Origin of the sequence: Streptomyces sp. NPDC050448, from assembly GCF_040655295.1 — a bacterium.
Taxonomy (GTDB): Bacteria; Actinomycetota; Actinomycetes; order Streptomycetales; family Streptomycetaceae; genus Streptomyces.
On the sequence record NZ_JBFAJR010000012.1, the window covers coordinates 37,844 to 57,923 of the forward strand.

The following is a 20,080-nucleotide window of genomic DNA, read 5'->3' on the forward strand; positions in this document are numbered from 1 at the left end:
TGGAGGTTCCCGGTGAAGGTCGGCGTCATCGGACTCGGCGACATCGCCCAGAAGGCGTACCTGCCCGTCCTCACCGCCCGCCCGGGCGTGGAGCTGCACCTGCAGACCCGTACCCCGGCCACGCTGGAGCGTATCGGGGAGATCCACCACATCCCGGCCGGACGCCGGCACACCGACCTCGACGGACTGCTGGCCGAGGGCCTGGACGCGGCATTCGTCCACGCCCCGACGGCCGTTCACCCCGAGATCGTGACACGGCTGCTCGAGGCGGACGTGCCGACGTACGTGGACAAGCCGCTCGCCTACGCGCTCGAGGACTCGCGGCGGCTGGTGGAACTGGCCGAGGAGCGCGGTGTCTCGCTCGCCGTCGGCTTCAACAGGCGCCACGCGCCCGGCTACGTGCAGTGCGCCGACCATCCCCGCGACCTGATCGTCATGCAGAAGAACCGGATCGGGCTGCCCGAGGACCCGCGGACCTTCGTCCTCGACGACTTCATCCACGTCGTCGACACCCTGCGCTTCCTGCTGCCCGGCGAGGCCGACCACATCGACGTCCGGGCCCAGGTGCGCGACGGGCTGATGCACCAGGTCGTCCTCCAGATGTCGGGTGCGGGGTTCACCGCGCTCGGCATCATGAACCGGCTGTCCGGTTCCACCGAGGAGATCCTCGAAGTGTCCGGGCAGGAAACCAAGCGGCAGGTCGTCAACCTCGCCGAGATCATCGACCACCGGGGCCAGCCGACCGTGCGGCGCCGCGGGGACTGGGTGCCGGTCGCCCGCCAGCGCGGCATCGAGCAGGCGGTGGACGCCTTCCTGGAGTCCGTCGCGGCGGGCAGGACGGTCAGCGCCCGCGACGCGCTGCTCACCCACGAGCTGTGCGAGCAGGTGGTGTCGTCGGCTCTGGAGCAGGCTTCCTGAGCCTGAGCGACCGGGCGCCCTCGACCGTGCAGTACGCCGCCAGCAGCGCGAGGGCGACACCCACGGGCCAGTCGCCGAAGCGGACGTAGAAGGTCGTGCCGCGGGCGAGCGGGACCTCGTACACCTGCGCCGCGCTCGCGGAGGTGGGCAGCGCCGGGCCGATCCGCTCGCCCGAGGGGCCGTGCACCTCGCTGATACCGGTGAGGGTGGTGTGCACCACGGGGCGGCCGTCCTCGGCGGCGCGCAGCGCGGCGAGCGAGGCGTGCTGCGCCGGCGCCCAGCTGTGCTGGAAGCTGGAGGTGGCCGACTGGGCGACCAGCAGGGCGGCCCCGTCGCGGGTCAGGCGGCGGCTCATGTCGGGGAACGCCGACTCGAAGCAGACCAGCGGTCCGAGCCGCACACCGGGCCGCCCCGGCAGGCCCATCACCACCGGGGTCCGGCCGCGCTGTCGGTCCTCCTCGGCGGCCTTGCCGACCGAGGTGGCCCAGCCGAGCAGGGACCGGGCCGGTATGTACTCGCCGAAGGGGACCAGGCGCATCTTGTCGTACCGGTCACCGGTCGGCCCGCGGGGGCCGATGAGGACGGAGCTCTTGTAGATGCCGCCCTCGGGCTGCGGGGCTGGCGCCGCAACCGGCGCCGCAGCCGTCCCCGCCGGGCGCCGCGCGTCGACGTTGACCAGGAGCGGAGCCCCGACCTCGGCGGACAGCGAAGCCAGCCGCCGGGAAAGGTCCGGGCGCGCCGCCAGATCCGCCCCGACGCTGCTCTCGCCCCACACCACCAGGTCCACCGGCTGTCCGGCCAGCGACCGCGTCAGCCGCTCCCCGGCGGCGAACCGCAGGCCCGCGCTGTCCGGGCCGTCCGCCACCAGGCCCGGCTGTACGACGGCCACGCGGAGCGTGCCCGACACCTCGGGCCGCGCCGCCCACAGCCACACCACCCCGGTCAGCACCGCGCACCCCGTCACCCCGGCCACCGCCGGAACCCGGGCCCCCGGCACCGCGATCAGCAGCACCAGCCCGCAGTTCACCGCCACCACCACCAGGCTCACCAGCCACACCCCACCCACCGAGGCGAGCCGCAGTGCGGGCGGCACCTGCCACTGGCTCGCCCCCAGCAGCCCCCACGGCCCGCCCAGCCCCTGCCAGGACCGGGCCAGCTCCGACAGCAGCCAGCCCGCCGGTACGAGGAACAGCGCGGCCGTCGCCCGGCCCGGCTCCGGGACCCCGCCGAGGAACTCCCGTACCAGCAGGGCCCAGGGGATCCAGAGCAGCCCCAGCAGGGCCGCCACCAGCAGCAGGAACACGTGCAGGCTGGGCAGCAGCCAGTGGTGGACGGCCAGGATGAACCCGGCGCCGCCGAGCCAGCCTTCCAGTGCCGCGCGCCGCCCGGTCGGCGCCGACCTGAGCAGCAGCATCCAGGGCACGAGGGCGACGTACGCGAACCACCAGAGGGCGGGTGCGGGGAAGGCGAGGCACGGCAGCGCTCCGGCGGCGGCCGCGGCCGCCGCACGCCAGCACCGGGTCCGTTTCGAGAGCATGACGCGCCTCCGCTTCCAGTGTGGAACAGGGACGCCCGGGCGGCCGTCCGAGCAGGATCTAGAAAGACATGTGCCGCCATTTCTCGTGCACGGTGACGCGGGTGAGCCGCCAGCCGTCGCGGGCCGTGCGGGCGAGGCCGAAGGTGTAGCGGCCGGCGGCGACGAAGTTCGGCGCGGTCACCGTCCCGTCGGACTCCTCGCCGGCCAGCCGCATCGGGTTGAGGAAGTCCGCCCGCACTTCGGCACGGTCGCCGGGGGAGCCGCCGAGGTCCTCCAGCCGGATCAGCCGGTTGACGATGAGGTGCTGGCGCACAGGGAACAGCTTCATGGTCTGCGCGAGCCAGTCCGCGACCTCGGCGGCCGGGCCCTCGATCCCGCCCGCGGAGCTGTAGTCGGCCCGTCCGGAGGGGGCGAACAGCGCGCGGTACGCCGCCCAGTCGCCGTCGTCCACGGCCACCGCGTACCCCGTGACCACCTCGTCGATCGCCAGCCGGTCCATGACCGTGGCGAGGTCCACACGCTGCGTCATCGGGTCAGTGTGGGGGTGCGGGGCGGCGAGGCCAAGGGGCGTGCGCGCACCGGATCCCCACACGGTCGATCAGTGACCGGAATGCGCCTCCCGCTGCCGGACCACGACGAGGAACGCGTCGGTGGCCAGGTCCATCACCACCTCGGCCGGCACGCCCTCGCGCATCCGCTCGGCGGCGTACTCCTCGGCGGGCCAGCTTCCTCTCGGACTTCCGGCCGGAAACCGCTCCAGCACCACTCGACCCATGGGACACCCCCTGCTGCTTGCCTTCCGGTCTCTTCAGGTCTCTTCAGGCACAACGACGCGGAGGCCGCCCGGGAACGTTCCCGAGCGGCCTCCGGTTCACGCGAAGCGGTGAGCGGCAGCCCCGCTATCCGGCCGACGCGGCGGCGTGGGGGCTGAGCACGCCCATCGCGATCAGTACGAACAGCGCGATGCCGAGCAGGATCCGGTAGACCACGAAGGGCATGAAGCTCTTGCTGGAGATGAACTTCATGAACCAGTTCAAGTCGAGGAACGTGCGAGTAGAGACCTTCCACGTCGGCGACCTCGTGGCCCATGCGGGTCTCCACGACTATGCGACTGTGTCGATCTTCGTCCAGCCACTCCTTGCCGCCGTGACGAAGCAGGTACAGCCGCTTCCCGGCGTACGCGGTCGCATGGACCTCTGGAAGGGGGGCGGCGGGAGATGGCCAGCGGGGCTGGCCCAGGCGAATCCTCGCGAACTCCTCGGAGGCTGGTCGCCCGCGCGAGACCGGCCGCCAGTAGGAGTAGCTGAAGTTTGTGTTGGCCAGCAGCCCGCCGCCAATGGCCGGGAACAGGTACTCGTGGTCAGCAGACGCCCCGCCCGTGCAGCGTCTGCAGTGGCGCATCCAGGACGGCGAACACGTGCTCAATCAGGCCGAGGTCGCACTGGCGCTGACTGGGCATCATCTCGACAACCTCCGAGAAGGCACCTGACAAACGGTCCCGGTCCGCCAAAGTCGCCTATCCATAGGCTATTTTGACTGGCCTGTCCATCTCAAACCGACTGCCATAACGAACGAAGGGCGAACGCCATGAGGATCACCAGGACTGCACTTAGGACGCGGGCCAAGATTGCCGTGTCCATCGCGGCGCTGGCCGCTGGCTCACTCATACTCACCGCCTGCAGCGGAGGCAGCGGAGGCAGCGGAAGCAGCGGAAGCAGCGGAAGCAGCGACAGCGCCGGCAAGCTCGACGGTACCTACTACGTCAAGGACGTCAACGGCACGTCCGACCTCGGCCAGCTGGTCGTCAAGGGCAACAGCGTCTCGCATCATGAGTACAGCTGCGATGGTGTCTACGAGAAGCCGGGCGTGACCAGCACCGGCGAGTTCAACAAGGATCAGTCCCAGATCATCTGGACGGTCGCCGGAGACGACAGCCGCAACAAGCGGACCGGCAGCGAGCCAATCTCGACCAGCAACACCTCGATCAGCATCAGCGGTAGCGCGTACGTGCGTGACAACTCCGATGCCGGCAAGGCTCTGTTGGACGGCTTCAAGACCAAGTGCGGGAAGTAGCGTCGACGTCCCGCCGGCCGGCGAAGCAGCACAGAACCCCGTGGGCATCGCGTCCACGGGGTTCTGTCCTTCCTCGGCTGGTCAAGACTCTGACGTCTACTCCTGAAGCTGCAGCGCCCGGTATTCCTCGATCGTCTCCGGCGGCCGGCCGTACTTCGGGGCATGCCGCTCGACGAAATCGAGTTCGGGCCCATGCTGCCGGCCTCCGAATCCTCGACCGGGCCACCACGACGAACACCACGGCGCTGACGCCGATGTTGGACAGACACCACCCAAGCAGCAGCACCATCAGCACCACAGGCAGATCATCCTCGATCTCCATGGTGCCCAAAACGCCCAAGCCTGCGCCGTTGACCAGAAGGCTCGACACGTACCCCTCGAACGAGCCGACCAGACGTGCCAGAGTCCGCGGCTCGTCACGATGCCGCACGGCGCGCACCATCTCGCCGACGAACACTACGGTAGCCACAGCCGCCACCGTACTCAGTGCCAGCTCACGGATGCCGGTGACCCACCATCGCGCCGAGCTCCACCAGCCACGAGGGAACTCGCCGCGAAGCCTTGATCCGAGCCCCATGCTCCCCTCCTTCTCACACGCCTCAAAGGACGACGCACCCGGTGAGGTTGATCGTTCTCACCGGGTGCGTCAGGCCTCCACGCTCGCCCTTGATCGGACGATCAGTCCTCCTCGCGCCGGCCACGGCGAGTGCCACCCGCCGGCCGCTGCTGCGGCTCCGGGGTCTCCACGCTCTGAGGCGTCGGATTGGCAATCCGGCGCGGACGCGGAACCGGAGCCTGCCGCGGCGAAGGAGCCGGTGCAGGAGCCGGCGGCCGCGGAGCATGAGCCCACGGGGCAGGCGTCTGGCGCGGCGTCGGCGTCGACGCCTGGATCGAACCCGGCTGACGCGCTGCCTGCGTCCGAGCCGGAGTCCGCGCACCAGGCGCAGCCGGAGTCTGACCCACGGCCGGAGCACCGGCCCCTGGCTGCCTCGGAGCCGAGGCGCCGTCGCGGCGGGCGTTGATGACGGGCAGCAGCCCGTCACTGTTCGCCTGCGCCTCGGCCTGCTCCTGCCGTGCCGGCGGCCGGACGGGGGTCTGGGCCTGAGCCGGGGCAGGGGTGCCCTGAGCGGAGCGTGTCGGACGTGTGCTCGGCGCACCCGACTGCGTCGGAGCAGGAGCCGGGGCAGGGGTGCCCTGAGCGGAGCGTGTCGGACGTGTGCTCGGCGCACCCGACTGCGTCGGAGCAGGAGCCGGGGCAGGGGTGCCCTGAGCGGAGCGTGTCGGACGCGCGCTCGGCGCACCCGACTGCGTCGGAGCAGGAGCCGGGGCAGGGGTGCCCTGAGCGGAGCGTGTCGGACGTGTGCTCGGCGCACCCGACTCCGTTGCAGCAGGAGCCGGGGCAGGCACACCGTCGCCGCCGAAGCGCTGCGGTGCAGCCTGCTGGTTGCCGCCCTGTTGGCTCTGCGCACCCTGGGAACCCGCGCCGAACTGCGTCGGTGCCGTCTGACCGGCGACAGCCTTGCGGTCTCCGGTGGTCGGGGCAGAACCAGCGCCGTTGGCGCCGCTCTGGCCCTGAGCACCACCACGTGAACTCGACGGCTCCGTCGACGAGGAAAGTACCTCACCGGGGATGACCTTGTGGCCGTCCGCGGCGTACCCGAGGTTCGACAGGCCACCCTGTTTGCTTAGACCCTGCGCCGTCTGCTTGTCCGAGCGCGAGCTGCCCGCTCCGCCACTCGTCCGCTGCAGCGGACCACCCTTGTCGGCGTGTCCGTCGCGACCGGGCGCGCCCAGAACACCGGCGGGACCGATGCCGCCCGGCAGAGCCTTGACGCCGTCATTGCCGCCGCCGGAGCCACTACCACCAGGACCACCCTCCAGCGCCGGACTGTCCGGGCCATCCGGTCCGTCCTGCCCGCCACCCTCGAGGGTCAGCTGCTGCTTACCGGACGTCAACTCCTTGGCGTCACCGTTCGTGCCGCCGGCGTTCGTCGACGCCGTCTTGCCCTTGGGCTTGCCCGTGCTCGGGGACGCCGGACCGCTGGTCTTGCTGTTGAACCCGTTGGCGAGGTTGTTGCCCATGGCCATACCCGCGCCGGCCCCCGCACCCGAGGCCAGAGCAGGCATCAGCCCACCCTTGTCCGGCTTCGGCGTGCTGTTCGTCTCGAGGAACTTGTCCACGAGCTTGGTGACCACCTCGTCCATCGCCTGCAGCACAGTCTTGCGCACCCGTAGCAGGGCGAAGGTGATGCCCATGATCACCAGCGAGGAGATCAGGGTCAGGACCACCACGATGATCCCGCCGAGCGCGGCGTTGCCCCACAAGCCACCCGGGCTCATGAAGCTCGACACGGGGCCGGCCATGATGTCCGGGACCGAGATCAGGAACTCCGAGACGAACTGGTAGACGAATAGCGTGACGAGGACTTCCAGGATCATCGCCGTGGAGTAGATGATCACTTTGGCGATCGCCTGCATGGCGCCCAGCGTCGCGAACGGTACGGCGGCCACCAGGCCGAAGGTCCGCTTGATCGCCCCGGCCAGCATGCCGATGGCGTACCAGAAGCCGAGCAGGACGATGGAGCCCAGGACGGTGGCCGAGTTGCTCCAGTACATGAACTTCGCCGGCCCCGTGCCCACCTGGCTGACGGCCATGTGGTTCTCGCGGGTGAACCCGCTGGTGGCGTTGTTCGATGAGTACATGGCCAGTGAGCTGGGGTTGAACCCGGTGTTGAGGTAGTTGTACGCCGCCAGGGGAGACAGGTTGCATGAGGAGGGTGTCTTGCCCACCGTAAAGCCACAGCCACCCTTCGTCCCCGTCGTCGTGAAGACCGTCGAGTCCTTACCGGGGCGAGAGGAGGTCAAGCCCGTGCCGTCGGTCGAGATCACCGGGTGATCGACCGGCTTCGGCCCCTTTTCCTCACCGAACTCCTTCACGTCGCCGTAGGTCTTCTTGTCGACGAACCAGCCCTTCTTGGTATCCGCGCTCTCGTCCAGTTGCGTGATCGAGCTCTTGATCCCCGACTCGAAGTCGGAGGCTGCGATCTCGTTGCTCGCGATGTACTTGCCGATGATCCCGAAGGTCGAGAACACCGCTTTGAAGTCGTCCGAGGCACGGCCTCCGTTGCCGGAGACGGTGCCGTCCTTCCAAGCCGACTCGGCGTCGTTGACCTTCGTCCCGATACTGATGCCGTTGAACGTCGCCCCGTGGGACTGCTTGTTGATCGCCAGCGCACTCGTGCGCACGGACATCATCGCGTCCGGGCTGGCCTGGTCATCGTTCCAGGAAACAGTGGCCTGGTCCGGAATCCCCAGGCGGTCGTTCATCATCCACGCCTCGAAGTCGACGTACGTGCTCAGCACGACGCGCGTCGGGCCGGCGTGTTGACCGAGAACGGAGTCGTCGAACTTTCCGAGCACGCTGGAGTACATCGACCCGACGAGCGGCAGGCCGACGCCGATGAAGACGACGCGCACGATGAGCTTCTTGATCGCCGAGCCTCGGTCCATCTTCTTGAACATGACCAGGCCGATAAGCAGGACGCCGATGAAGATCGGCACGAGCGCCTGCCACGAGATATCGACGAGCAAGCCGTACCAGCCGCTGATCCAGTGCTGCAGACCCGAGAGCGCGCCGCCTCCGGTATCGCCTCCGGTCATACCCTCGGCAAAAGTCGGATTCACCGCCGCGACCGCGTTGTAGAACCACAGGAAGGGGTTGATGAGCTTCAGGAACTGGATGATGAAGTAGAACAGCGTGCCGACCGCCAGCGCCAGGGCGTAGAGGACCCAGATGATCGACCCCCCGATCACGCTCACGATCTGGCCGCCGATGCCCGAGGACATCGTGTCCAGGCCAAGGTCGTTGTTGGCCGCCCCGAAGTGCGCGTAGTCGAGCATGCCCGAGTACTTGGCGTTGCCCTTGTCGTCTTTCGCGGCCAGGGTCTCGTAGGTGACAGTCTGCGAGGACCCCGACACCTCGGCGAAGAACCAGCCCACGATGTTGCCCAGGCTGAACTCCGGGTCGGCGTAGCCGAGAATGGAACCGCCCGAGGCCGGGCTGGACGTGACCGGCTTCCAGTTCGCGTGCATGCCCTTGTCGTTCTGCGGCGAGTTCTTCTCGCTGAAGTACGAGCTCGCGTTCGAGGCCAGCTGGTAGAGGCTGTAGTTGTCGCGCTCCTTCTTGTCGTCCGCAGACGCCGGCGAGGACGTCGCCATCATGAAGACCGGCACGAGCAGCGCCGCCAGGAGCATGAGGGCGAGCCCGCGCGCGAGCCTGCCCGGGCGGACTGCACCCACGCTGTGGCCGGCCCGGGCACGCAGCCTCGCCACCGCCGTGATCGTCCCGTTCATGGTCTCTCCTCTACTCCTCGTCCTCGTATCGGTGCTGACCTCGCTCATGTCTTTTCCAGCTTCTTGGGCTTGGGCCTTGTTGCTGGTCGCTTTGCGTTGTTCTCGGGCTGCTGCAGGCTCTTGCCGTCGGTGCGCTTGATCGCGTCAGCCTGGCCCGCGTCAGCCTGGCCCGCGTCAGCCTCACTGCCGTCGCCCTCGCTGTGCTTCCGGATGCTGGTGAGGTTCGCGCCCGGTGTCGGCTTGTCGTGCATGATCGAGTCCATCCGCGCCGTCTCTTCGGCCTTGGCCGCCTCCAGTCGGACCTGCCTGCGTTGGGCCTCGCGGTAGGGGTTGATCCCCAGTGCCAAATCCAGGTGAAAGACCACGTTGGAGACGCCCCGGCGCAGGTACGTGAGGTTCTCGTCCTTGGTCGTGATGAGTCGGGCGAGATCCGGCGGGATCCGCTGGTGCAACTGCTTCTGGTACTCCGCCACTGTTTTGTCGCGCATCGGGCCGAAGAGCGTGTAGTCCGCAGCATCGAACTTGTTGAAGTCGCTGTCGGCCAGCATCTTGTCGACGTCGTTGTAGCTGTAGACCACCCGGCCGCCGCGCTCGTGCATGTGGTCGAACTGGTCCTTGAGGTACTTCTTCACCCGGTCGTCGATGTGCTCGGTGCCGTGGATGATCACTGTGTCGCCGATTCCCAGCTTGCCGACGGCGAAGCCGACGATGTTCACCAGCTGCGCCATCGCCACGCCCTTGCCGCGGCGCATGAGCCGCGAGAAGTCGTAGACCACGCGCCGCGAATCCCGGACCCCGTCCACAGCCGAGGCCGTGTGGTTGTTGAACAGGTCGCCGTTGGTGCTCAGCATCGCGTTGGCGATGCCTCTGAGCACGTTGTAGGCGCGCAGCTGGTCCGGGTCGGTCTTGCTGGAGTTCAACAGCGCCTTGTGCGCGGTCGCCAGGTAGGAGACGAACATCTGAAGACGCGGCACCTGGGTGTGCGGGATGTTCACTACGCGCAGGCGGTTACGCTGCTCCTTGGCGTTGTGCCGCCACATGCCCTGCTCGATGTAGAAGTCCGTGGCGGTGTCTTCGAGGGCACTGCGGATGATCGAGCCGACGGCACCATCGGTGGTCTCGTAGAGCTGCTCGAACATCAGCTTGAGCTTCTCCATCTGAGCGGAGAAGACCGTCAGCTCGTCCTCCTCCTCGCCGAACATTTCGAACATGTTCACGTCGCCCTGATTCAGGTCCACGCGGGAGGTGAGCCGCTCGAACCTCGGGCCGAGCTTGTCGAGGTTCGCCCCGTCAAGGACGAGGTGGACGACCTGGCCGTTGTTCAGCAGCGTCGCTTGCGAGATCTTCGAGCACCACATGTTGGCCACCCGCTGGCGGTCGAGGTACTCGCTGAGGGTCGCGTCGGCGACGATCACGTGGTGGTCGTAGGCGTTTACGTCCATGAGCACGGCGCTGTTGTTGACGTCGCCGACCATGTAGCCGACGTACTCGCCGCCCTTGTCGTTGAGGCCGTTGGTTACTAGCGAGTACGAGCCGGCCAGCTCGGTCGAGGTGAAGTGGAAGCCCTTGCCCTTCTTCTTCTCGTTGTTCTTCCACAGGCCCGAGAGCTCCTGGCGCTGCTCGCCGGCGTAGGGCGCAGCCTTCAGCGTGCCGAAGCGGTCGATGTACAGGCGCGTGACCCGGTCGATCGTGTCGTCCAGGGTCGCCAGATCCGGGGCCTTGAGAAAGAGCCGGTTGTGCACCGAGAGGTAGCTCGCGCCGTCTTGGAGCTCTCCGATCGTGACCCCGAGGTCACCGGAGATCTTCGCGGCCTTGCGCTTGGAGGAGGTTGTGCCCGTCTCCTCCTGCTCGTTGGCATCGAGTCGTTCCAGCTTCTCGGACTGTTTCGTATATGAGTCGATCCACTTGTCGTCCATCCGCTTGACCTGCTCAAGCACGACCGCGGTGACCCGCTCGTCCAGGCCGTCCGGGATCCGATCGATGCCCCAGAAGGCGGCGAAGTTGTCGTGCGCGGCGTCGTCGTGGAAGTACGCCAGGATGCAGGCGACCGAGCCGTCGACCTCGAAGTAGTCGGAGCGGAAGAGGTACTTCTCCTTCGGCTTCAGCGCGAGCAGATGCGGATAGGCGTCGAATATGCCCTGGAGGTGCTTCACCTCCCGGCGGCGCTGCCACCAGTTCTTCTTCGGCTCGGCGGCTTCGTCGGCCACGCCGTGAGCTGCCGCGGTGTTCTGCACGCCCTCAGCCCGAGCAGCGTCGTCCGCGGGCAGATCACCGACCGGAAGCTCCGCGCTCTCATTCGTCTCGTCAGGCTTCTTTCCCGGGATGCCGAGCTGTGCCCGGACTTTCGTCATCAGCGCCATGGTGTCCTTCGTTCGTTCCTCGTCGTGTGGGTCGGCCTGGCGCTGTCAGTTCAGCGACCTCTTGAGATCGAGCAGTTCGTCGTCGATGCCCTGGTAGAAGACCCGCAGCATCGGCTCGGCCTCCTCGCGGTCGAGCATCGTGGCTTCCTTGATCATGAGGGTGGAGCCGCCGACCTCGGCCTGGAGGACTTGGTGTCCCTTGCGCAGTGCGTCGGTGTTCTTACCCTTGAGCAGCAGGTACTGGTGGATCGAGGGGAACTTCCCGCCCACGTGCTGCGTGAGGATGTCGTACTGCTCGTTCTGCAGCTCGATCAGATCGGGGTCACGGAGCTGAAGGGCCTGGTTGCGCTGCTCCAGGTTCGCCACCTGGTGGTAGATCCGCTGCGGCTCCTTCGTTGTGATGAAGCTGTGCTCGCAGGTCGTCTCGACCTTGCGCCAGAAGGAGTCGACCCGGTCGAGGATCCCGATCCGGTCCTCGTCGAAGAGCAGATAGCTCGCTGAGCCGACGACCAGGTAGACCCGGCCTTCGCCGCCGTCGGAGAAACGGATCAGCCCGCCCTCGTCGATCCCGTCGATGCCGACGATCGAGTAGAAGTCCGTGGGGTTCGAGCTGCGACGGGTGAAGACGTGGCGGGCCTTGCGGGGCAGATAGGCAAGGAAGGCCGGCACCCGCATGATGCGCAGTTCCTTCGTCTTCATCAGCCCGCCGAAGTAGGCGATCGCCGCCAGTCCCCAGAGAACGAAGAACGCGATGGCGACTGGGCCCGAGCTCGCGACGAACGTCGACGTGCTGAACCACAGCAGGGCGAGGATGCCGCCACCGAAGAAGAGCAGCTGCTTGATCGGGGAGGGCTTCGCCGCCCAGCCGCCCTTGCTGAGCGTGATCTCGTGATCTAGAAAGCTCCTGTTCAGCGAACTTGGCACCTTATAGGACAGTTTCGCCATGAATCCCCCATCCCCCTTGCGACCGCAATGGCCATTGCTCGACCTATCGAGAAGTCTTCATACATGAGGCGCGCGAATGGCATCCTATCTTAGATAAGTCATTCGAAACGAGAGTGAAAGGGACTCGGATGGTGACGTGGGGCGAGTCTGGCTGGCGGATCCGAGTCGTCGAGTGTCGTATGAGCGGCTGACAGATCAGTCGCACCGCGGAGCGTCGTCGCCTAGGCCGAGCACGGCCAACGCATCGGCGGAGCCGCTCTGGTCGAGGCCTTCCTGACGAACCGACATCCCGTCGAGCACTGCCTGCTCCGAGTGCCGAGGGGGGTGCGTGCCCGGCGCCGCGCAGCGTCTCCTTGACCGGATCGAGCACCGAGAGCACTCGCGCGTGGTGCACTTAATGCACCACGCGCGCATACGCCAGAGCGTCGGGGTGCCGGCCGTGGCCGTGACGAGCCGCTGGACCAACCCCGGGACCGCCGGCGCCTCGTGGTGCAGGCGCTCGCTCAGCAGGGCGAGCTGCTCGTTCAAACCCTCCAGAGCCCGGACGCATCCCGCCGCGGGTGCCGCGCCAGCATCCTGAAGTCGTCCAGCTACACCACCGAGGTGCAGTCTCACGACGCCAGCGCCACCACTGCGTCGCCAATGGCAGCAGCTGGCCCCGAGGTCCGGGACCCGCTGCTACTCGTCAGTACCCGGCCGACATCAACCGAACGACGGGACGATCTTCTTCTTGCCGCCCTCTTCCTTCCAGGAGATGCGGGCGTCGAAGGTCCTGCCCTTGGCCGAGACGAAGCCAGTGCCCTGGATGGTCTTACCGGCCGCCAGGTCCTTGCGCTGCGCATCGGTGAAGGTCACCTGGCACCAGGACCGAGGTGGCTCGTCGTCGGAGCCGAAATCAGGGATGATCTTCCTGGCCTTCGCGTCCCAGGTGACCTTGCAACCGAAGGTCTTGCAAGTCCGCGCGCTGACGAAGTCGTCGATCTCCAGCGCCTGGCCCGCCAAGAGCACCGCGACCTCCGCCGGCGTGAACGTCCGGCCAGACCACTTCGTCGGCTTGTCCGGCACCTCCAGCTGGAACCCGACGAACTTGCGACCCTTGAAGTTGCCGACGCCGAGCGCACCGGTGGCCGGGAAGGGCTTGTTCCCCTTCGGCCTCGCCTCGAACGAGATCGTTTCGCCCGCGAGCAGCTTTGCCACCTCGTCATCGCTGAACTCGTGGCCCGACCAGACCTTCTTGAAGGCGACCTTCTTCGGGCCACCTGGAGCGGCCTGCCACACGCCCTCGGCGCGGCCGGCGCCGACCTGCTCTTTCAGGCCCAGCTCGGCGCGCATGGGCGAGGCGTTCTTCGTCATCGTGGCGATGTCCTCGCGCACCCGGTCGGCGACGACGGCCAGGCGCTCCTCGGCGTCGCGATCCCGGCGGCGATGTCGCGCATGTCGGCGTAGACCTTCTCGGTGAGCCCGAGATCACCGATGCGCGTGCCCGGCAGGAGCCTCCAGCTCATTTCGCCGGCCTGCGCCAGCCTGAGCTTCTGGCCCTTCTCGGTCAGCAGCGGGTACTTCGCCTTGTCGTTGGTGACCTCCGAGTACGTCGAGGCGCGGGTCGCACCCGTACCCACGTCGCGCTTCTCCAGCTGCTTCATGAGCCACTTCATCGTCGGGTGCTCGGGGCGCTTGTTCGCGCCCTCGAAGATGAACGGCTCAGCGTTCCGGCCCAGGCCCTTGCCGGACTCGTTCCCGTCGCCCTCGTCCGCGTCGTCGCCAGTATCCGGATCGAACACGGCCTTCCAGCCGGGGCTCTTGGGCACGTTGGCGATGCCGACGAAGTCCGGGTACTTCTCCACGTGGCCCTTCTGGAGGTGGTCCTCGGCGAGCACGGCCAGGTAGTTCTTCGCGAGCATCTCGTAGATGAGCCGCCCGGCCTTGCCGTACTTGCGCTCGACTCCGTCCAGCGACGAGGGCACCTTCGGACCCGGACGGTTCGCGCCGTGCGCGCCCTGGGGCTTCACGTGCATGGAACGAGGCTGCCGGTGAGGCGCGGCGCGTCCTCGGGGAGCGAGGCCGGCGCGGCCATACCCGCACACCGCGGAGTGCAGTAGAAACCGAGGTACACCCGGGTCCTGGACACAGAGACCCGACAACCCCACGCCTTGCAGCGCTGACGGACGGAAAAGAGCTTCTCCTTGCTCGTCGCGGTCATCGGATCGGCCGCCCTTCCCGCTCGCGTTCGAGCCTCAACTGCTTCCTGGTCGCCTCACGGGCCATGTCCCGGAGATGGATCGCCTCCTTGTGTGTGATCGGCGCGTCATGAAGGTTGTGCGAGCCCCGCAGGAAGTTCTCCGTGCGGTCGGCGATGGAGTATGCGAGCGCCTGCTCGATCACCGCGCTGGTCTGGCGCACCTCGCCCAGCTCGTCGCGCAGCTTGCGCAACAACCCGTCCCGCTCGCGTTCGACAGCCTCGATGCTCATCAACCGTGTCAACACGCTGCCCAGCAGCGGGTCGCGGGAGCGGAACAGCTCCACGGCGCGCTCGGTGGCAGGATCGGCATCAAGGTGCAGGTCGAGCTGTGCCAACAGGAACGCCATCACCAGCGTGCCCTGGCTCAGCCGCCGGCTGAACTCCCGAGCGGCGCTGTCGCTCACGCCCAGCTCACGGACTGCGGCTGCTCGCAGCTGCTCCCGCAGCGCGTTCATGACGCTCTCGGGCAGCGCCTTGATGTGCGGCTGGCTCTGCACGCCGACGAGCCGGAAGCCCGACTGGGGGAGCGTGGCGGTCTCGGCTGTACTGCCCGAGCCCCTTTTCGAGGGCGCGCTCTGCACGGCGCGCCGATCACCGGTGAACTGCAGCGATCCGGGCCCCACCTGCTCGGGTTCGTCCGGTGCGGCGACGTCGTCATGAGCAGCGATTTCCGCTGTAGCGGCGCCCTCCACGTCCGGCCGGTACCCGGGAGCGGAAACGGCATCGGCCGCAGGGCCCGCCGGTACACCGCCCGGGAGCACCCCGTCAGCGGTGTTCTGTCCGCCGCCGGCGCCACCGCGCTGATGGGATCTGCCGGCCCGCTCGGAGTTGCCAACGTCGGGCTCGCGGTCCGGCTCCGGGTTCTGGCGATCTGTTTGGGCTTCCCCATCGAGATCAGCCTGCGGACCTTCAACATCGAGTTGAGAGTCGATGTCGCCGGTCTCGTCGAACTGCACCTCCGGCTCGGGTGTTGCCGCCTCAGGCCCAGGCTGTGCGGCCTGAGCCTGGACGCGCTTCAACTCTTCGCTCCCACCGCGCCGGTAGGCGTCGAGGAAGGACGTGTCCACATCCATCACCTCGTCGGTGGGCGTGGCCGCCTCCAGCATCTCTGCGAAGTCCCGGCTCATACGAGCTCACCGTCCTCCTCGTCGAGCAGGTAGTTGTCGCCGCGGGTGAGCCCGATCAGCGAGTCGAAGCCCGTGGTGACGACGCGTTCGAGGTTCGCCGAGTTCTTCGCCAGCGCCGCGACCTGATCGACGAGCTCATTGAGCCGCGCGATCTCCAGGGTAGGCAGGTCATAGTCGAGGTTCTCGCGCCGGATCTTCTCGACCACCGCCTCGGCCACGTACTCGCTCACCGAGGAGAACCCGCGCTTGTCGGCCCAGTACTCCGCGCGCTGCTTGTCGTCCGAGCTCAGCCGGACGAACATGCCCTGGCGGCCACCGCTGCTGCTCTGTGTCCTGCCCGGCAGCTTCTTCTTCGCGCCGCGCACAGGTTGCGTCGTCTTATCCAACTCGTGTGCGGCAGTCATCTGTGGCTTCTCCATGCCTTGCCTCGCCAATCCGTGAAGTCGCCTTATCGACGCTAGTAGATAAGGCGTATGCCACTCTCTATGTTTCCTGTCGAGCATCGATAGAGTCGAAGACGTGACCAGTCTCTCTGAAGGGGCCACCTGCCGCGGGCCGCACTCTCCTTCGCGTGACGGTGCGAAGAGAACGGACCGAGCGCTACACGTCGCAATGGGTTCTTCATCTGTCTGATGAGCGCCCGCTCAGGAGTCGGACAGGGGAGTCGGCGTCGCGTTCGTCGTGCAGTCGACAAGCTCCTGGGTGAACCTCGGGGACTGCCAGATCGCCTTGTCTTTGTCGTTCGGCAGGTGTTCGGCGATTGACCCGGTGCCGAGCGGCGCACCGCCGGCGAGGAAGTGCAGCGCCTCCTGGCTGAAGCCTGCCTTGTACACCAAGGTCGACAGGCACTGGCCGGCCGCCGCGTAGGTCTTCTTCTGGCTCTCGTCACGGGCGTAGGAGGAGAACATCGAGACCAGGCCCTTGGTGAGCTCGATGGAAGAGCTGACTGGCTGATCCGCGCGAACCGGGTAAGCAGGCTTCAGGTTCGGCTTGCCCACCACTGGCTTCGCGGCTGCCTCCGGCGGCGCGTAGCTCTGGGCCTTGGGGCCACCGCTGTCCGGAAGTACAGCCTTGCCGATGCATCCGTCGAAGTCCTCGCGCAGCGACCGCGAGGCCAGCAGTGCGGCGTCGTCCCCGCTCACCTTGTTCAGTCCGCCGATGACTGCGCCCATGTCGTCGCTGTCGGCCTTGACGATGTAGGCCAGCGCCTTCTCCGACATTCCCGCCTTCCGTACTGCGCTACCCAGGCAAGCTCCGCCGTCCTCTCCGGAGCTTCCGGCGCCTTGGAAAGCGAGCTTGTCCAGCGCCTTGCCGAGAGCCTTGTCGGCGACCTTGGCCGTGCTCGCGCTCGGGCTTGACGCAGGCGGTGGCTGTGCCTCCTTGGCCGTTCCGCCGTTGCCGCTGGAGCACCCAACGAGCACAACGCCCGCAGTCAGCGCCGCAGTGGAGAGTCCAGCCTTCCTCGCCCTCCAGGTCCTCATCTCTTCTCGCCTCGCATCCCCTGTGGTCGACCAGTCTGATTGGATCCACTGGTCTCTGAGGGTATCTTATTCGAGTGGCCATTGAATGATGGTCTGCGATGAGTCGGAATGTCGCGAGATAGAGAATCTCGGCCTGCTGCGGTCGGCTACCTCGGACCTTCAACGCAGTGCTCGCGTCCATCGCCTGCGACCGGCAGCTCATGCAGGGGGCCACACCCTGACGCGCGTCCGCTTCCGGAAGGAGAGCGCCGGACATGACCATGCGTGCTGCGCACGTCCCCGCGCCCATGAAGCCAGGCCCGGTCGTCTATACCGACCAGCAGCTTCTCCGCGTGCTCATCCGCCTGGCGCAGGGGGAGAGCATCCTCGGACGTCGCGCGTTCGAGCAGCGCCGCGGGGACGCAGACCCTTCTCCTCCGCTCTACGAGCGGCGCTTCGGGAGTTGGAACCGCGCGATAGAACTCGCGGGACTCGACGTGGTCGCACAGCCGGAACAACTGCAGGATGCGACGACGAAGTGGACCCAGGAACAGCTCATCGCCGCGATCCGCCGGTGTCTGCTGGTAACGGGATCCACGACGCTGGCGGCCCTACGAGGCCTGGCGCACGGATCCGGCACATCCGAAGTCTGATGTTCCGCCGGCCGCCACCATCTGCTTCCGGATGGGCAGTTGGTCGCGAGCCACAGAGCTGGCTGGCAGCTGAAGTGGGAAGGAGATCCATGGTGGACGTCTTCGCCGTCTGCATTCTTGAGCCGTGCTGCGAGAAGACGGAGCACCCACCCCAAGGCTTCGGGCTGCTGCACCACCACCGCCACAACAGGCCAGGGCCCGACAACAGTGCCCGTGCAGTCCGGGGATGGGTACGACGACTGCTCCGGCGCACACTCACCGTCGCAGGAGCAGCGATGCCGCGGCCCGCGCTGTTGCCGGATGTGAGAGACGATGCCGCCGCCGGCGTCTTCCTCGCCGCCAACACCACCACGACGGACGGGGACACGACATGATGCTCGCGATCGGCGCGCCGCTCGGCTGCGCCGCCACTCTGCTCGCCCTCGCCATCCGGCGTGGCCTGACCCGCACGCCGCACTGCGGGTGGTGCGCGACCGCCTCGAACTGGCCCACCTCCCAGCACGACGCCCTGCTCTGCCGCGGCTACGTCCAGGACCACCGCGGCGAACGGCTGCGCGACATCAAGCACGGCCGCCCCGTCGAGGAGCCGAACCCGTGGGGCGAGGCGTACCTACTCGACGAAGAGATCGCCAGCGAACGAAGGCCGACGCATGAGCACCGAGACCACCACGGCCGCCGCCGACTTCGCCCAGGCGCTCGCCGAGCCGGCCGACGGATACCGACCGACCCTGAGGGCACAGCGCCCGTGATCGCCACAGTCACCGACCCGGCGACAGGCGAGCAGCACCCGGCCCCGATCGAGCCCGGCCAGCTCGACTGGGTGACCGCCCTGGTTCGGGGCGAGCGGGACACCTTCCACGCCGCCCGGTGCCGCGGCAGTCTTTCACCCTGATCCGCCGGCTCGGTGTCATGCCGTCCGTCATTCCTCGTCTTCGCAATGGCCCTGGTGTTCTGGTTCATCACCGCAACGCTCCGCGGGTTCGAGATCACGGATCTCGGACACGTACAAGGCTTGCTTCAGTTGTAAGAGAGGCGCCGCCAACCAAAGGGTGTTGCAGAAGGTTGGTCTCGCGCAGGCATGAGTGGTGTCTGACCTGCTGCTTCACCCGGTGAGGGTGAGGTTGTGCATGGTGGCGACGGCCTGGACGGCGTGGTGGAGACCGTCGCCCCTCTGGCGGCAGTCGCGGAGGACCTTCCAGTTCTTCATCCGGGCGAAGGTGTGCTCGACGCGGGCCCTGACCCGTTGGTGTTCGGCGTTGTCCTCCTCCTGCCCGCGCAGGAGGGGCCGTCCGGCCCTTCTGCGATGCGGGACGATCAGCCCGGTGCCCAGGTAGGCGCCGTCCGCGATCACGGTCGTCCCGGCGGCCGCGGCCGGCCGGTCCGACTCCCGCCACACGTGGGCATCGGCCTTGTTCCCCGGCGCCGGCCGGGCCGATGCCATGACCAGCCGGGTGTCGGCGTCGATGATGACCTGCACGTTCGCCGAGAACCGGTAGTTGCGGGAAGAGGCTGCGACCTTGCGGTCGCGGACCGGGATCAGGGTTCCGTCCACGATCCACAACCGGTCCACGTCCGCGGCGGGCCGCGTTGCCGGCCCCAGCGCCGGCAACGGCCCCAGTCGCTGGATGACCCGGCAGACCGTCGCCGAGGAGATACCGAAGAGCGGGGCGAGCTGCCGCATCGTGAGGTTGGTTCGGTAGTAGACCGCCACCAGCAGAACGCGGTCCGCCAGCGGCAGACACCACGGCCTACCACCGCCGGGCCCGTTCCCGCCCCGCTCACGTACCACCTTCACCAGCTTGCCGAACCGGTCCATCCGCAAGCCCGTGAACGTCTCCACCCACACCGACTCAGTCCGCAACACCCCACCCGTACAGGCGAAATGCCCAAGACTGAGCCTCCTGCCACACCCTTTACGCAGTGTCTTCAAAGTGGTCTGAGCCATAGGAACAGGGACGCGATGGTGACGGCTGCCTGCTAGGACTCGCGGGTTTGGCGATCGCGCGGGACTACTTGAGGCGGTTGAACCAGCGTTCGACGACGTTGCGTTTCTTGTCGAGGTGTTTGTCGAAGGCGCACGGTCTGTCTCCGTTGCGGCCGCGGCGGATCGGTTGGCCCGCTGGTCACGGCGTTCGGGGATGGTGTGGCCGATCCCGCGTTTACACAGTCTTGCGGGAGCTGTGGCTTTTGTCGCCCAGGACGTGGTCCGGGCGGGTTCGGGGCCGCCCGGGCCCGGCCCGGCGGACCTGCCGGGCTGGGGGACGTCGCGTCGTGGTCTGGTCGGGATTGGCCGGTAAATCTGCGAAGAAGGCGAGTTTGATCGGCGAAGCCGATCCGGGAGTCGGAATGACGAAGTATTCGATCAGCCTTCACATGTGTCAGCTCATGACGTCGCACCGTGCCGACGTGATCTCC

Annotated in this window: 17 protein-coding genes and 2 pseudogenes; 5 read left to right on the forward strand and 14 right to left on the reverse strand. The window is 67.5% G+C overall.

Features of this window, described 5'->3' with window-relative positions; all coding sequences use genetic code 11:
- Positions 1–12: 12 nt before the first annotated feature.
- On the forward strand, positions 13–918 hold the full coding sequence (locus tag AB0I68_RS16585; RefSeq protein WP_363178008.1) for a Gfo/Idh/MocA family oxidoreductase: 906 nt from the start codon (positions 13–15) through the stop codon (positions 916–918).
- On the opposite strand, the gene lnt is transcribed toward AB0I68_RS16585, so the two are convergent.
- The 4 genes and pseudogenes from lnt to AB0I68_RS16605 form a co-directional block, all read right to left on the reverse strand.
- The gene (gene lnt / locus AB0I68_RS16590) at positions 863–2,455 is read right to left on the reverse strand and encodes an apolipoprotein N-acyltransferase (protein WP_363178009.1); all 1,593 of its coding nucleotides are present in this window, start codon (positions 2,453–2,455) and stop codon (positions 863–865) included. The two genes, AB0I68_RS16585 and lnt, sit on opposite strands and share 56 nt — an antisense overlap.
- Before the next feature lie 58 nt (positions 2,456–2,513).
- Entirely contained in the window at positions 2,514–2,984 is a 471-nt protein-coding gene (locus tag AB0I68_RS16595; protein ID WP_363178010.1) for a nuclear transport factor 2 family protein, read from the reverse strand.
- A 69-nt stretch (positions 2,985–3,053) separates the two neighbouring features.
- Positions 3,054–3,230, reverse strand: a complete 177-nt coding sequence (locus AB0I68_RS16600; RefSeq protein WP_099893904.1) for a hypothetical protein — start codon at positions 3,228–3,230, stop codon at positions 3,054–3,056.
- A 124-nt stretch (positions 3,231–3,354) separates the two neighbouring features.
- Positions 3,355–3,492: pseudogene (locus tag AB0I68_RS16605) on the reverse strand (undecaprenyl-diphosphatase); the annotation flags it as partial.
- Positions 3,493–4,042: 550 nt separating this feature from the next.
- Here AB0I68_RS16605 and AB0I68_RS16610 point away from each other — a divergent pair.
- Positions 4,043–4,528, forward strand: coding sequence for a hypothetical protein (locus AB0I68_RS16610; protein ID WP_363178011.1), 486 nt, complete (start codon positions 4,043–4,045; stop codon positions 4,526–4,528).
- A 678-nt stretch (positions 4,529–5,206) separates the two neighbouring features.
- Here AB0I68_RS16610 and AB0I68_RS16615 read toward each other — a convergent pair.
- The 8 genes from AB0I68_RS16615 to AB0I68_RS16650 all read right to left on the reverse strand — a co-directional run bounded on the left by AB0I68_RS16615 (position 5,207) and on the right by AB0I68_RS16650 (position 16,772).
- The gene (locus AB0I68_RS16615; protein WP_363178012.1) at positions 5,207–8,620 is read right to left on the reverse strand and encodes a hypothetical protein; all 3,414 of its coding nucleotides are present in this window, start codon (positions 8,618–8,620) and stop codon (positions 5,207–5,209) included.
- Between the two features lie 305 nt (positions 8,621–8,925).
- The gene (locus AB0I68_RS16620; protein WP_363178013.1) at positions 8,926–11,232 is read right to left on the reverse strand and encodes a hypothetical protein; all 2,307 of its coding nucleotides are present in this window, start codon (positions 11,230–11,232) and stop codon (positions 8,926–8,928) included.
- A gap of 54 nt (positions 11,233–11,286) precedes the next feature.
- A complete protein-coding gene (locus tag AB0I68_RS16625) occupies positions 11,287–12,165 on the reverse strand; it encodes a hypothetical protein (protein ID WP_363178014.1) in 879 nt (292 codons plus the stop codon).
- A 723-nt stretch (positions 12,166–12,888) separates the two neighbouring features.
- Positions 12,889–13,560 carry a DUF3945 domain-containing protein gene (locus AB0I68_RS16630; protein WP_363178015.1) on the reverse strand — a complete coding sequence of 224 codons (672 nt, stop codon included), beginning with the start codon at positions 13,558–13,560 and terminating at the stop codon, positions 12,889–12,891.
- Positions 13,536–14,201: a hypothetical protein gene (locus AB0I68_RS16635; protein WP_363178016.1), complete on the reverse strand. Its 666-nt coding sequence runs from the start codon at positions 14,199–14,201 to the stop codon at positions 13,536–13,538. Before AB0I68_RS16635 ends, AB0I68_RS16630 begins: the two co-directional genes overlap by 25 nt.
- A 181-nt stretch (positions 14,202–14,382) precedes the next feature.
- Positions 14,383–15,552, reverse strand: coding sequence for a hypothetical protein (locus AB0I68_RS16640; RefSeq protein WP_363178017.1), 1,170 nt, complete (start codon positions 15,550–15,552; stop codon positions 14,383–14,385).
- Positions 15,549–15,956 carry a hypothetical protein gene (locus AB0I68_RS16645; RefSeq protein WP_363178018.1) on the reverse strand — a complete coding sequence of 136 codons (408 nt, stop codon included), beginning with the start codon at positions 15,954–15,956 and terminating at the stop codon, positions 15,549–15,551. Before AB0I68_RS16645 ends, AB0I68_RS16640 begins: the two co-directional genes overlap by 4 nt.
- A 240-nt stretch (positions 15,957–16,196) precedes the next feature.
- Positions 16,197–16,772: a hypothetical protein gene (locus AB0I68_RS16650; protein ID WP_363178019.1), complete on the reverse strand. Its 576-nt coding sequence runs from the start codon at positions 16,770–16,772 to the stop codon at positions 16,197–16,199.
- Positions 16,773–17,287: 515 nt separating this feature from the next.
- Between AB0I68_RS16650 and AB0I68_RS16655 the strand changes: the two genes are divergently transcribed.
- From AB0I68_RS16655 to AB0I68_RS16665, 3 genes are all read left to right on the forward strand, one after another.
- Positions 17,288–17,665: a hypothetical protein gene (locus AB0I68_RS16655; protein WP_363178020.1), complete on the forward strand. Its 378-nt coding sequence runs from the start codon at positions 17,288–17,290 to the stop codon at positions 17,663–17,665.
- Positions 17,666–17,754: 89 nt separating this feature from the next.
- Positions 17,755–18,039 carry a hypothetical protein gene (locus AB0I68_RS16660; protein WP_363178021.1) on the forward strand — a complete coding sequence of 95 codons (285 nt, stop codon included), beginning with the start codon at positions 17,755–17,757 and terminating at the stop codon, positions 18,037–18,039.
- On the forward strand, positions 18,036–18,557 hold the full coding sequence (locus AB0I68_RS16665) for a hypothetical protein (protein WP_363178022.1): 522 nt from the start codon (positions 18,036–18,038) through the stop codon (positions 18,555–18,557). The genes AB0I68_RS16660 and AB0I68_RS16665 overlap by 4 nt, the downstream gene beginning before the upstream one ends.
- Positions 18,558–18,767: 210 nt before the next feature.
- On the opposite strand, the gene AB0I68_RS16670 is transcribed toward AB0I68_RS16665, so the two are convergent.
- On the reverse strand, positions 18,768–19,481 hold the full coding sequence (locus AB0I68_RS16670; RefSeq protein WP_363178164.1) for a transposase: 714 nt from the start codon (positions 19,479–19,481) through the stop codon (positions 18,768–18,770).
- A 164-nt stretch (positions 19,482–19,645) separates the two neighbouring features.
- Positions 19,646–19,908 (reverse strand): annotated as a pseudogene (locus AB0I68_RS16675) (IS5/IS1182 family transposase); the annotation flags it as partial.
- Positions 19,909–20,080 lie beyond the last annotated feature (172 nt).

Excerpts from the sequence above, each read along its gene's own strand:
- lnt (WP_363178009.1), bottom strand. The coding sequence starts at position 2,455 with ATGCTCTCGAAACGGACCCGGTGCTGGCGTGCGGCGGCCGCGGCCGCC.
- AB0I68_RS16595 (WP_363178010.1), bottom strand. The coding sequence starts at position 2,984 with ATGACGCAGCGTGTGGACCTCGCCACGGTCATGGACCGGCTGGCGATC.
- AB0I68_RS16600 (WP_099893904.1), bottom strand. The coding sequence starts at position 3,230 with ATGGGTCGAGTGGTGCTGGAGCGGTTTCCGGCCGGAAGTCCGAGAGGA.
- AB0I68_RS16610 (WP_363178011.1), top strand. The coding sequence starts at position 4,043 with ATGAGGATCACCAGGACTGCACTTAGGACGCGGGCCAAGATTGCCGTG.
- AB0I68_RS16615 (WP_363178012.1), bottom strand. The coding sequence starts at position 8,620 with ATGCACGCGAACTGGAAGCCGGTCACGTCCAGCCCGGCCTCGGGCGGT.
- AB0I68_RS16620 (WP_363178013.1), bottom strand. The coding sequence starts at position 11,232 with ATGACGAAAGTCCGGGCACAGCTCGGCATCCCGGGAAAGAAGCCTGAC.
- AB0I68_RS16635 (WP_363178016.1), bottom strand. The coding sequence starts at position 14,201 with ATGCACGTGAAGCCCCAGGGCGCGCACGGCGCGAACCGTCCGGGTCCG.
- AB0I68_RS16640 (WP_363178017.1), bottom strand. The coding sequence starts at position 15,552 with ATGAGCCGGGACTTCGCAGAGATGCTGGAGGCGGCCACGCCCACCGAC.
- AB0I68_RS16645 (WP_363178018.1), bottom strand. The coding sequence starts at position 15,956 with ATGACTGCCGCACACGAGTTGGATAAGACGACGCAACCTGTGCGCGGC.
- AB0I68_RS16650 (WP_363178019.1), bottom strand. The coding sequence starts at position 16,772 with ATGTCGGAGAAGGCGCTGGCCTACATCGTCAAGGCCGACAGCGACGAC.
- AB0I68_RS16655 (WP_363178020.1), top strand. The coding sequence starts at position 17,288 with ATGACCATGCGTGCTGCGCACGTCCCCGCGCCCATGAAGCCAGGCCCG.
- AB0I68_RS16660 (WP_363178021.1), top strand. The coding sequence starts at position 17,755 with ATGGTGGACGTCTTCGCCGTCTGCATTCTTGAGCCGTGCTGCGAGAAG.
- AB0I68_RS16665 (WP_363178022.1), top strand. The coding sequence starts at position 18,036 with ATGATGCTCGCGATCGGCGCGCCGCTCGGCTGCGCCGCCACTCTGCTC.
- AB0I68_RS16670 (WP_363178164.1), bottom strand. The coding sequence starts at position 19,481 with ATGGACCGGTTCGGCAAGCTGGTGAAGGTGGTACGTGAGCGGGGCGGG.